This is a genomic window from Paenibacillus aurantiacus, from assembly GCF_042431225.1.
GTDB classification, from domain to species: domain Bacteria; phylum Bacillota; class Bacilli; order Paenibacillales; family Paenibacillaceae; genus Paenibacillus_Z; species Paenibacillus_Z aurantiacus.
This window is the reverse complement of sequence record NZ_JBHMDO010000006.1, coordinates 21,604-34,499: the sequence shown is the minus strand read 5'-3', so window position 1 is coordinate 34,499 and position 12,896 is coordinate 21,604. Positions and strand designations below refer to the sequence as shown.

The following is a 12,896-nucleotide window of genomic DNA, read 5'->3' as shown; positions in this document are numbered from 1 at the left end:
GTGAAGTACGCAACGTACCATCGCGAGAACACCAAGGCATGGCAGCAAGACGTGGGCAGAATGGACAACTGGACGTATCTCGCTGATGAGGACAGATGGCTATGCCCGGCCGGTCAGCAATTGCTCTTTCGCAGAGAGAGCAAAGAACGAACCGAAAGTGGCTACGAAATTCGCCATCGCCATTACCGCAGTACCAGTTGCGAAGGATGCCCGCTCAAGGTAAACTGCACGAAAACGGCCGGGGATCGCGAAATTAAAGTAAGCTTGGACTATCTTCGCTACAAGCAACAGGCACGTGAGCGCTTGAAGAGCGAAGAAGGCTACGCGCTTTCGGTTCGGCGGATGCATGAACCCGAAAGCGTATTTGGACAGATGAAGAACAACCGGGGATTCCGAAGATTCCTGCTTCGGGGCTTGCAAAAGTGAGCCAGGAGGTCGGGTGGCTTTCGCTTGCCCATAATTTGCTGAAAAAAGCCGCAGTGGACCGAAAATGGCAAATGGCGTCACAGGGATAAGACCCTGTAACGCCATTTTTTGTGCAATTGGAGGCCATTCGCAAGTTAGGAGTCACTTACTTCAACCCTTTTGAGACGGCCCCTTTCATATTGCTATATTGTCGCTAGCTCCCCTTACGAGAGACCCAGCTTCTCCGCAAGGCGGCGCAGTACCGTTGCCGCTTGTGCGCGGGTAGCCACGCGGTCCGGCTCGAAGCGCGTCTGGCTGATGCCTTGGACCAAGCCGGCCTTGATCGAGGAAGCGACGTCGCTTCTCGCCCAGCCATCGATGGCCGGGGCGTCGAAATACGGTTGAAGCAGACGTTTGGCTTCTTCTTCCGTCGCATCGGCTGCCTCTTCGGCAAGCTGTCGGTACGCCCGCCATGACATGGCCGTCATTTGCTCCCGGGTGACGTATGCGTCAGGATGGAACTTCCCGCTTCCGTCCCCGGTGATTAGCTTCCGATCATATGCGACGCGAACCGCGTCGTAATACCAGGATGCCGGCTGCACGTCCTCGAATGGCGAAGAGCTGCCTTCCTTCGGCTGGCCGCCGACAATGCGGGCAAGCATGGCCGCGAATTCCGCCCGCGTGACTTGGCGGTTCGGTTCGAACGACCGCGCGGTCACGCCGCTTACGAACAAGCGCGCCGCCATCCAGTCGATGGCATCCTCCGCCCAATGACCGTCAATGTCCGCGAATACGCTCGCGTAGGTCAGCGCGCCGAAATAATTCGATTCGGCGTTCTCGCCGCCAAGCGGCAATCCCTTCGCATTTGGTAGATCCGCGGCGTATATCCATTGTTGGGCCACCTTGTTATAGCGGTAGAGAGCCGCACTCTCGCCCGCCTGCGTCCAATGCGCGATGACGGCATCGGTCCGGGAAGCGGACAGCTGAACTTGGCGCTCGCCTTCCGCTGCGGCAGCCGCGAACCGGAACATGCCGGTAGCTGCGGTCAATCCGGCGAATTTCACGCGCAAGGCGTCCAGCCAAGCTTGCTCCTCTTGTGCGGAAGCACGGTCGATTGCGAAGTGTACCGCCGTCGCCTGCCCGCTTACGCCGGATGCCCAAGCATCCGGTTGGACGATGATCGACAGCGTGTCGCCTTTCAGCCTCAGCTTCGTCTTGGCTTCAGCCAAGGCACGGAACGCATCGGATGGCAGCACCACGTCGTACGCATCCGAGCCGGACGGGATTTGCACGTACAGCTCGCCGCCGCTTGCCGCGGATTTGATCGCGGCAAGGACCGTCGCGCTCTTCACGCTGACGACCGCTTGCTTGCGCCCTTGCTCGGTCGTCTTCATCGCGACTTCGGCATCCTTGCCGATGTCGGACTTATCGCCGCCTTCGGATGGGATCGGCACCCCGCCGCCCGATCCGGAACCTGTGTCCGGACCCGGTCCAGGCTGCGAAGTCCGCACGATATGCAGCGTGTACGTCTTGGTCACATCCGGACGATTCGCGGCTTCAACCCGTATCTGGACGATGCCATCGCTCGGAATTTCGATCGTCTTGAACGCATCGCCTGCAAGCGGCACGCCACGGATGGACATCTTGCCGCCCGCCGCTGCCGTCGCCTTCAGCTGGAAGGATGCGACTTGTTCGGCAACCTTAACCGTATACGCGATTTTGTCTTTCGCGAACGGCTCGGTCAACGCGCCGCCTTCGATGGCCAGTGCGCTCAGCGACGCATCCGCCCCGCTGAACGTGAGCGTCTTCGCCTCGGACGGATTGCCGGCCGGGTCGGCTGTTGCACCCGCTGCGGCACGCACCGAGATGTTCGCGCCTTCCGGAAGCGCGCCGCTTAGCGTCAAGACGACCGCTTGCGGTTTCTCCCCGCCTTCCGGCAGTTGAACGACCGCCGATAGAATGGAGCGCGTCGTTCCTGTAAGTTCGAACGACTCCGGATTCAATACCGTACCCGCCGCGAGCGGCTCGTTGAACGCGAGGCGCACGACGCGATTGCCGCCGATCAGCTCGGCGCTTACCGGCACTGGACCTTCGGCATCCCGGCGGACGGCGCGTACGGCGCGCTCGTCGCCGGCCAGCATTTTGGCGCCTGCATAGCTGGTGAACGATTGCGGCTGGACGGAGACCGTGTAATCCGCTCCCTCCTGCAAGCCGTCTCCGCTCGGGGTGAACCGCACCTTGCGCGAGAGCGGTCCTTGCCCGCTTTCCTGCAGTTCCGCATAAGCCACAGTGCCTTCCAATGCGGCGCCATCCGGACCGGTGACGGTAATGCTGCCCGTCGCGATCGGATCCGCCGTCTTCACGTATTTGCTGAGATCAATATCGATGAAGCTGCTTTCCTTGCCGATGACCGCTTCGATACCGGAGACGATCGGCGGCGCCGTGGAGATCAAGCCGGCATTCACATCGAAGTGCGGCGGCGGCACAATCAGCTCCGCGCTGCTCATCGTTTGATAGCCGTTCTTCTCCCAGACGACCTTCCATTTGCCTTCCGGCACGTCCCAGCCGTAGCGTCCTTCGCCGTCGGTGAGCTGCGGATTGATCTGGCCGTACGACGGTGCGTCGGTCCACACTTTCCATTCGCCGCTGGCCTTATCCTGGAACAGCACCGTCGCTTTCACGTCCGTTAGACGGTTCGACGGCACCGCTTCGTACACGTAGCCGCTCGGATCGTAGATCCACTTGGGCTTGGCGTAGACGCGTCTCAGTCTTTTCTTGTAAATATTCTCGGTCTCGTAATCGTCGTAATTCTCGTCGGCCTCGCAGCTTTGCGGATTCGTCGGACCGACCGTCTTCACCTTGTCGATCTGCTCGTCGACGTAGCTGTCGATCTTATTGGAGACGTATTTGCCGGCGAAGCCGCCGACTGCGCCGAGCGGTCCTTCGAGCATCATCGCGCCCGTCCAGGCGCCGATGGCCGTCTTCGCGATCTCGCCGCCGACCGTCACGAGCAGCGCTTTGCCCGCTTGCTCTCCGGTCGCTTCCATATTCTCCGGACACAGCGTCGCGGCTTCCACGTTGTCCATGATTTTCGTAATTTTGCCCGCATAGTCGCGGTAGCCTTCGTACTGCTCCTTGATGTCGGATATCGGAGCGGAGGCATCCTTGGCGAGCATCGAATACTCGTGCGTGACCTCGATCATGCCCTTCTGATAAGGAGTCGGATCGATGCCAAGCTCGTCAAGCGCCTCCAGCGGATCGAACCCGCCATCGTCCAAGGTTGCGAAGGATGCCGAACGGCTCGCAGCTCCGAAATCCGGGAAGAATACCGTTCCCGGCACGTACCCTTTGACCTTCACGTTGACGCGGTCGCCGTCTTCCTTCACGTCCATGCTGACGTTATACATCAGCAGCCCGGCCGCCTCGGCTTCGACGATCTCCTCGACCGTCGGGCGGTAGTTCGCCCGCGTCGCGCCGATCGTCTGCTTCGCCTCCAGGCGATAGCCCGGAAGATCGGGGAATTCGAAGACGGCGCTGCCCGTATACGCGTTGCCTTCCCGTTGGAACGGCGTTTTCTCGACGATGTCGAAATTTTTCATTTTCGCTGGTAGCGAATTCCTAGTCTCCTCCTCCGTCGGGATGTCGCGGCTGACGATCACCTTCGGCTTGACGGTATCAAAATCGACGTGGATTCCGCCGAGCGCGCCCGACGTCGTCGGAACCGTCGCCCGGAACAAGCCGTCCGCGCCTTTCTCCGCCGTGACCGGCCCGCCGATCTGACCGCCTAGATAAATGCGGGCGTTCTTCACCTTATCCGGCTCGCTGAATTTCAAGATAAAGGCGAACGGGTTGCCCGGCACGACCGTGTAAGGCAGCTGGGCGACGCCCTGATCCACGTTCAGCTGCAGCCATTTGCCATTCGGATGCTGCGCCAGCGCAATCTGCTGCAGCACCGGCTCGTTCTGGCGATAGGCGACCACTTTTCGGTCCGAACGAAGCTTGCGCGCTCCGCTCTCGGCCTCCACCCATAGCAGGTGAATGTCCGAACCGTCCGCGTTGGTCAGCTCGACGCCGCTCTTCCATGTGCCGCCCGCGGTCGCTTGCGTCATGCCAAGCAGCAGATTATCGTCGTAAATCCGAACTTCGCTGCCGGCCGGCGCCACGCCCATCACTTGAAGGGTCGAAGCGGCTGCCTGCGCCGGAGCTTCAATCGACACTCTCGGCACTTCAAGCTGCACGAGGCCGAGCGATTCGCTAATTGCCGCGCCTCCCGCCGTGCCTTCGATTCGCGCGGACAACTGCGTCTTGCCTTGCTCGAAGCCAGCGTCCAGCTTCGCTTGCAGCACGACCGTTCCTTGCGCCCGCTTCTCTACGCTGCCGAGCGGCACCTCGACCGTATTGCCATTCCGTACCGCCGTTGCGGCAGCGCCGTTCAGCTTGACCGGGATTCGCGTTCCGCCTGGCTCCGTCACAGGAGAGACGCCTTCCGGCAGTACGATCTTGAGCGTCGCGCCGCTAACCGCATCCGAGCCATGATTCTGATAGAACGCGCGCAGATTGACGGTTCCGCCCGGCACGACTTCGCTGGGCTGAGCCATGAAGCCGTTGGCGGTCACGTGGTAGAAATAGCCCGCCGGCTGCAGGGCGATGGTCCCGACGTCCAGCGTTTCCTGCTCCCGGATGACCACTTGCTTGAACGCCGTCGCCATTTGATTCGTGGCCGGATCTCTGCGGTTGAACTCCAGACGGTAAGTTCCCGCCTTCTTCGCGTACAGCTCGAAGCGCCCCTTATTGAAGCTGCCCGAGTTCGCGTATACCAGGTCATCGCCGACGACCTCGTACAGATTCGCGTTAATTCGCGCGCTGCCGTCCGCGTCGACCGTACCGGTGAGCACGCCGCCGTTCTCCTCGATGCGCAGCTCGACCGTACCGCTGGCCTTGTCATCCAGGACAATCGTTTTGCACGCTTCGAACGGTCCGCTCAGCACGCCCGATACGCATGCCTGGACCTCTTCGCCGGGTTGTCCCTGAAGCTGGACCGCGTTCTGATAATAACTCGAGCGGCCTCCGAACTTGGTGCGAAGATCTGTGCGGAAGCGCATTTGCTCCATATCGACCGGGCCTTGCCATTGTCCGCCCACCGTCTTGACATAAACGTTGAACGTGACCATCCCGGACTCGGCCATGCGGACCGGAATATTCAGCGTCGTGGCCTTATCCTTCTCCACGACGGCCTTCAGGCCTGCTTCCGAATTATAATGATAGGAGGACTGCGCCGCCTGAATGGCGACTTCGCCGGCGTAGAGCGTGAATTCATAAGAGCCGTTCATGTCGGTAAAGACCTTCTGCACGACAGGCTCGCCTTTATAAATCTGAGTCGCCGTGACGAGCGCGTTGAATACCGGCGCGCCAGCAGCGGTCAGCACCTTGCCCTGCAGCTTCCCTTCCGGCGAGCGGGCGATGGTGACCGGAATCACGGTATCCCCCGGCTTCAACGTGAACGGGAATTTCGGCAGCGTCTCGTACTTCGAGTTGCTTACGTCGACCTTCGCCGTCAATGTTTTCGAGACATTCTCGGTCTCGGTCCAAGCCGTCAAGCCTTCCCCATCGGTCGTGTAGCCGGCCACATAGTCGTCAGCTACCTCGTTCCACACTTCGATTCCGATGCCGGATACAGGCTTGTTGTCCTGATCCGTCACCTTGAAGCGGAACCGCGCGGAACGCAATACCTCCAAGGTCAGCTCTGTGGTCGTTCCCGCCGCAATCCGAAGATCGGTCAGCTCGCCGAGTCCCCTGCCGCCGCTCGCGTAGAGCGTCACGTTATACTTGTCTCCGGGGCTCACGCCCGACAAGACGATCGGATCGCCGTTCTTCAGCGTCACCGTCGTCGAACCGCCGTCTTCCTGATTGACCGCCACGAGATAGGCGCCGTTCAGGTCGATCTCGCCCGGATTGACGAATGCGACCTTCACGTTGCCGGCCACCTTCACCGGCAGCCCTGCTACCGGCTTCTCGACCGGTCCACCCGCCGCGCCCGTCATGACCGCGGTCACCGAAGTCAGCTCGGCGACGCCCTCCTTCAACGGGAAGAAGCCCGCATAACTACCTGTTCCCGGCGCCTTCTCGATCAAATTCACGGTCGTCTGGGCCGAGCGCGGCACGGGCAGCCGCTCCCCCGATTCGTCCAGCCAGTCGGCATACGCGATCTTCGCCGTGACCATCCGGCCAGTCTTGGCCTTGGCCTCAATCGTTAAATTGCCTCCAAGCACGGGAAGCCGCTTCGGCGAGAGCCGGTCGAACTTCGCGCTGACGTCGAGCGTCCGGTCATCGGCCGCCGTCGATACCCGAAGGCTAGGGCCGCCCGCCGTTGCGACGTCGTCCGCGCCGACCGCCTCGATCCGGAAGTCATACTCCGTCGCGGGCCTAAGCCCCGTCGCCGTGTACGTCAGCGCGGTGCCGTTCACGTCGTCGATCCGTTCGCCGTTCTTATACACCCGATAGGCCTTGATTCCCTTCGGATGGGAGGCCGGCGTCCAAGCGAGCGTGATCGAGTCTGTCTTCACGTCCTGGGCTTCCAGCTTGCTGCCGTTCGGCCAAGTCGGCTTCTGCCCGTCGCCGCTCGTCTTGGCGGCGATGAACAGTCCGACCATCGTGAATTCCTCGCCAGACTGCGGATCCTTGGCCGGGTAGCCGGCATTGAAGGCCGCGACGGCGCCATCTTCGCTGATGGCAAGCTCCGTGAGCGGGTCAGTCAGCTCCTTGCCGGCGTTCGCGACGCTTACGTTCCGAACGGTACCTGCGGTCAAGTCGGCAATCATCGCGTGCTCGAACTCCGTCGTCTCCGGCCACGACTCGAACGACAGGTACTTGCCGTCCGCGCTGAGCAGCGGCTGGTAACTCTCGAACGCGTTCTGACCGCCGTTCTCGTCGACCGATACGCGCTGCACCGCCGGGCTCGATTCCCGGTAGACGTAAATATCCTTCTCGTCGTTCGTGTCGTCCGCCGCCAGCGGGGCATACGATTCGAAGGCGACGATCGCGCCATTGGCGCTGATCGACGGCGCGCCGCTGGCGCGGTCCGCCCGGCCGCCCGGCGCAGGTGCGCTGATCAGCTTCGCCTGCTTCGTCTGCCGGTCGTAGACGAACACGTCGTTGTTGCCGTTATCGTCGCCCTCGACAAGATAGGCCGAGCTCGATTCGAAGGCGACGTACCGGCCATCCGCGCTGATCGACGGCTTCTCGCTGTTGCCAGATGCGGCTTCGTCCGGATCCTCCGTATTCGCCGGGCTGCTGATCAGCTCATTCGCATCGCGGTCGCGGTCGTAGACGATGATGTCGATGTTGCCGGCATCGTCGCCAACAATATCAGAAGCGTCCGATTCATACGCGATGAAGCGCCCATCTGCGCTGATCGACGGATTGTCGCTCAGGCCGTCGGCGGGCAAGCCGCTCGGCTGCTTGCTGACGAGCGTGAGCGCCTTCTCTTTCCGGTCATAGACGTAAACCTGCGGATACGCATCTTCCATCAGACGCGTCTTGCCCGAGAAGGCGAACCATCGCGCATCCGCCGACATCGAGAAGCGAAGCGGCTCTTTGGCTTCCGACGGCTGCACCTGCAGGACGGTCACCAGCGATCCGCTCTCGCGGTCGAAGAGCATGAGCGACGAATGAAGCTCGCCTCCGGCCGGACCGGTCGCATATTGATACGCGATGAAGCCAACGTATCGACCGTCCGGCGTGACCCGGATATTGTCCGCCACCACGGGGTACAAGTCGTCGTAGACTTGGTGGAGATGATTCCACATCGCTCCGTCTCTCCCGTTCCCCGCGTCCGATGGGACAATAAGGTCCGGTATGCCCGGCAGCGACTCTTTGGCTTCCGCCTGTCCCCACCCCGCGAATAATCCGCCGCCTAATAAGGCAACGGACAGCAGGAAAGCGATCAATCGCATGCCCAGGCTGTAGTATACCTGCTTTCTCATTTTGATCCTCCTATAGTGCAAGTTCATTCGTGTATCCTTTGCTGCAGCAAAACAAGTGACGATAGAGCGCCGAGATGTTCGTTCACCTCCTTCGCAGAGTCGAATCGTCCGGGCCGTTCTCCGGCATGCCGTACGTTATGGGAATCTTCCATTGCAACACGGTTGTGGGGTCTGGTGGGAGTGAATCAATTCTGGGGCTACCCGCTGGGAGCTTACTCTACGCGCGGCAACTATCCTTTCGATGGCCGCGGTCGATAAGGCCAGCGACGTTAATCTCCCTTCGTCGTGTCGTCATAGGTGATGAACTCGTGAAGATTTAGCGGGCGAAGGAGCAGAAAAACGGTGCGAGGCGGTTGTGACGCGAGAAGCATAACGCTGGCGGCGACATACGGACGATCCACGGAACAAAAGGACGCCGAAATATCATGCCGAAAGAAAGCCGCGGATGAAAGGGAAATCGAGCTGCCGGTCAAAAACCTGCTAAGCACAACATAATGCGGGTTGATGATACTCATGGAGGCATTAATAGAAGAGGATGCTGTTGGATTGCTTGTGGTTGTGACGCCAAACATGAAAAGTTGGGAAAAACGGATTAGTTGGAGACTTGCTGAAGCGGTGTTCTTGCAGGAGGAATATCGTTCGTTCGTTCGTTTACACAAACCATATCCTACCACAAGCTTAGCCGCTTAGGGAAGTGGTGCTTACCGGGATTTTTTTTGGGAACGAATTCCCGGCTAACGGGCGCCCTGGGACGACCAGATCGTGTAACCCATTCCCACAGAGGCGATTCCTCTCAGCTGCGCCATCATGATCTCTATCATTGGCATGGCCCCGGGGAACAGCGTACGCCAATCAGCGCCACGACCATTCGAGCCGCGCGTCTCATCACCCATCATACCTGCTAAATTCGAAAATGAGAATTACCCCTTCGTATAATTTCGCGTATCCTTTCCCTCACACGGTACGGCAGACCGCCAAACGCAAAAAAGCCGATCGCAAGCGACCGGCTGTGTAACATTGTCTTCTCTTATTGTTGTGGTGCCGCGGCACCTGCCCCCTGCCGGCTGCGCCCGCTAGCGCGCAGACTGAGGAGGAAGCACAGGAACAGGACGGCGAAGGCGAGCCCGTACGGGAAGTTGATATCGACATCGAACAAAAATCCCGCGACGATCGGCCCGATAATATTGCCCAGACTCGTGAAGGCCGAGTTCAGGCCAGCGACGTAGCCCTGCTGATCCTCGGCGACCATAGACATCTGGGTGCCGATCGCCGGACGCAAAATATCGATCGCCAGGAAAACGATGAACGTAACGGCGAAAATCAGCCAGAACTTATGCACGAACAGCGTCAGCAGAATGAACAAACCGGCGAAGAGCAGACAGACCGAGATGACGCGGCTCTCCCCGAATCGCTTCAAAATCCAGCTGAACGCCGTCAGCTGCACGACCGCTCCGGCAATCGAGCCGAACGTAATGATAAAGGCGATATCCTTCGGCTCGAACCCGAACTTGTGATCCACGAACAGGCCGAATACCGTCTCGAAATTCGCCAAACCGAACGACATGACGAAGACGATGATCAAGCTGAGGAAATACGGCTCCCGGTAGGCGTAGCGCAGCTGCGTCAGCAGACTTGCCCGCGGCTTCGCCGCGTCCATGGATGCGGCTGCCGCAACGCTTGCGGGCCGCGACTCCGGAAGGATGAACAAGTTGATGCAAGCTGCCAGCACGCCAGCCGCGGCCGCGAAATAGAACGGCATGCGAATGCCGAATTCGGCGATATAACCGCCAATGCCCGGCCCGATAATGAAGCCGGTCGTGATGGCCGCGTTGACGTAGCCCATCCCTGCCGCCCGCTCCTCCGTCGTCGTCACGTCCGCCGCGTAGGCCATCACCGCCGGCATGATCATCGCCGCGCTAATGCCGCCAAGCATCCGCGCGATGAACAGAACCGTCGTCGAGCCGGCATAGCCGAACAGCCCTTCCGAGAACGCGAACAAGAGCATGCCGAAGACGATCATTTTCTTCCGTCCGAACGAATCCGACAAGCGTCCCGCCAGCGGCGATGCCAGCAGCTGCGTCAGCGAGAAGGCGGCCACCAGCAGACCGACGACCCCGCCGGTAATATCCAGGCTCTCCATGAATTTCGGCATAATCGGAATAACGAGGCCGATGCCCGTGAACACGAGGAATAAGTTAAACATCAGGATGAGGACGGCGCCCCGGTTTTTGAGTAATAATGTCATGCTAAGAACCTCCAATTGCATAATACTGAATTTTCATTCTAGATGTGCGCATAAAAAAGGGCATAACAACAGCTCCGGCTGTGGCTCTGGCTGAATGCTCCATTCTCAATCTTTGGATTGAGAACGGAAACCAATCAGCCTTGAATGCTCCATTCTCAATCTTTGGATTGAGAACGGAAACCAATCAGCCTTGAATGCTCCATTCTCAATCTTTGGATTGAGAACGGAAACCAATCAGCCTAAGCAATGCCATGCAGGAACACATCCATGGCCAGCCGGTATGCCGCCAGCGCTTCCTCCCGTTCCATTCTGCGCGTATGTTGATTAAGACCGAGCATCAGCGCGTCCAGAATAATGGCCAGTCCGGTCACGTTCTTCACTTTGAATTCACCGCTGTCGACGCCCCGCTGAAGCAGCTGGCGATTGAAATCGATGTAGCCTTGAACCATCTCGTTCAACCGTTCCTCGATGTCCGAAGCCTTCTCCGCGTTGTTGAAAAACTCGTCGACAGCCTTGGTCAGCGGGTGATTCAGCTGGTCGTCGGCCAGATGCTCCGCGATACCGTACAATTTATCGATCGTCGTCGGGTAGAGCGATTCCTTGGCCAGCCAATTGTCCTCCCACTCCCGGTTCCACTCTTCGATCAGATGCAAGAACAGCCCTTCCTTGCTCTTGAAGTGGTAGTAGATATTGCCCGCGCTGCATCCGGTCGCCTTCACGATCTCCTCGATAGCCGTCGCCTTGTAGCCCTTCTGCACGAATAACGCGCGCGCCGCGTCCGCGATCCGCTTCTTCGTTTGCTCGGTTTGCTGCTGCTTCTTGTTCAATCCGTTCCCACCTCGCCCGGCGATAGCCGCTCAACCTAGCTCTGCGACGGCCCGCCCCACAATACTGAAGATTTATTCAGTATAAACGATACCGATAGAGCTGGCAAACCTTATCGGTCACCGAAGCGCTTCTTCCGCCTAGTAAATGTTCCCTCCTCATTAGCCGGGCGGAGATCGCCGCGATTCTCTCCCGCGTGAAAAGGGGGTCCATGCGAGACTGATGCCCGTCAAGGTGGACGGCAGCTTCGAACCCGATCGCCGCGCTAACGCATGCCGAAGCGTCACGTTAATTAACCGGCTGCTGAACCGCAGCCCCCTCTACGGCATGCCGAGTCCGCATTGGGCCGACGTACCCGCCTCTCATTGGGCGTATGAGAATATCGAAAACGCATCGATCCAACATCATTACAAGATCCGCGAAGACGGAGGAGATCAGTACGCGGATTAATAACACGATATGAGTCGGTTCTCGCGCTACTGGTCCAAGAGGCCAGCCTCTGATGCGGTGCGGCTGCGTCACGGCATCGGGAACGGAACACGAAAAAAGGCCGGCGCTCGGGCGCCGACCCTCGGGCTGTCGAGCACTGCGCGACAGCCTGTTTGTGCAGTTATCGTAACCGTTCGCTTACGAACCGCTCGAACAGGAACGGTCTACGTATTGGCTTGCAGCATATTCGCAAGCGCAATCGAAAATGCCCATCATCGGCAAATTGTCCAACCAGCCACACGCTGTCGTGCCCTTACCGTGATCGGCACTCCAAGCTGCGCCGTACAACACAGGAAATTTAGACGATCTCCCGGGGACTGCAAGCCCCCTTCTTTCGTCTGCGTCGCCCGATTATACCGGCCCTTCGGGATACGAGATTTCAACTTGTCCAGGTCACGGGTCTATCGAGGATGACGCCATCCGTCGCCCCCCATTGACGGAGACTGTCTGCTTTCGCTTGAATGACGATAAAATACAAAGCGCCGATACCGGTATTCCGAAGCGTGCGTTCACCTTCGGGCGAAACACGTATCGCCGTTCCTTCCTGCACATCAAGAATTTGCCCATCCACATGAAACTGACCGCGACCGCCAATGAAAAGGTACAATTCCTCATTCTCGCGATGAGTGTGATAGAACGGAACAGCCCCTCCCTCCGGCAGCTGGTTCAGTGAAACTTCCATTCCGGTGAGCCCCAGCTTGTCTTTCAGAAAAAGTTTGCCTGGGATGGGGTCCTTCGACGTATTCAACAGATTGCTAAAAGCGTCTGCTTCCACAAGACTGAAATTCGTACCGTTCATAAGTAAGCCTCCTCACCATTTGAGTTCGGTATAGACTGACGACCATTAGAATAGGTCTCGCAAATCATGATTCATGTCAGACCTCCTTTCCAATATGGAAAATTCCGCATGTCTTGGTAGCAGTTTAAGTATAGTTTTCGTAATTGCAAAT

At 59.0% G+C, this 12,896-nt stretch carries 5 protein-coding genes and 1 pseudogene; 2 read left to right on the top strand and 4 right to left on the bottom strand.

The genetic code is table 11. From position 1 onward, the window contains the following. Window positions 1-515: pseudogene (locus tag ACFFSY_RS03205) on the top strand (transposase); the annotation flags it as partial. A 114-nt stretch (window positions 516-629) separates the two neighbouring features. Here ACFFSY_RS03205 and ACFFSY_RS03200 read toward each other — a convergent pair. From ACFFSY_RS03200 to ACFFSY_RS03190, 3 genes are all read right to left on the bottom strand, one after another. Further along, complete coding sequence (locus tag ACFFSY_RS03200) at window positions 630-8,387, bottom strand: S-layer homology domain-containing protein (protein ID WP_377489802.1); 7,758 nt, start codon at window positions 8,385-8,387, stop codon at window positions 630-632. 1,027 nt (window positions 8,388-9,414) lie between these two features. Further along, a complete protein-coding gene (locus tag ACFFSY_RS03195) occupies window positions 9,415-10,632 on the bottom strand; it encodes an MFS transporter (RefSeq protein ID WP_377489799.1) in 1,218 nt (405 codons plus the stop codon). A gap of 239 nt (window positions 10,633-10,871) precedes the next feature. Beyond that, a complete protein-coding gene (locus tag ACFFSY_RS03190; RefSeq protein ID WP_377489796.1) occupies window positions 10,872-11,459 on the bottom strand; it encodes a TetR/AcrR family transcriptional regulator in 588 nt (195 codons plus the stop codon). A 220-nt stretch (window positions 11,460-11,679) separates the two neighbouring features. On the opposite strand from ACFFSY_RS03190, the gene ACFFSY_RS03185 reads away from it, so the two are divergent. Next, window positions 11,680-11,907, top strand: a complete 228-nt coding sequence (locus ACFFSY_RS03185; protein WP_377489793.1) for a hypothetical protein — start codon at window positions 11,680-11,682, stop codon at window positions 11,905-11,907. 418 nt (window positions 11,908-12,325) lie between these two features. On the opposite strand, the gene ACFFSY_RS03180 is transcribed toward ACFFSY_RS03185, so the two are convergent. Next, entirely contained in the window at window positions 12,326-12,745 is a 420-nt protein-coding gene (locus ACFFSY_RS03180; protein WP_377489790.1) for a cupin domain-containing protein, read from the bottom strand. Window positions 12,746-12,896: the final 151 nt, after the last annotated feature.

Coding starts and splice junctions, on each gene's coding strand:
- ACFFSY_RS03200 (WP_377489802.1), bottom strand. CDS start 8,387: ATGAGAAAGCAGGTATACTACAGCCTGGGCATGCGATTGATCGCTTTC.
- ACFFSY_RS03195 (WP_377489799.1), bottom strand. CDS start 10,632: ATGACATTATTACTCAAAAACCGGGGCGCCGTCCTCATCCTGATGTTT.
- ACFFSY_RS03185 (WP_377489793.1), top strand. CDS start 11,680: ATGCCCGTCAAGGTGGACGGCAGCTTCGAACCCGATCGCCGCGCTAAC.
- ACFFSY_RS03180 (WP_377489790.1), bottom strand. CDS start 12,745: ATGAACGGTACGAATTTCAGTCTTGTGGAAGCAGACGCTTTTAGCAAT.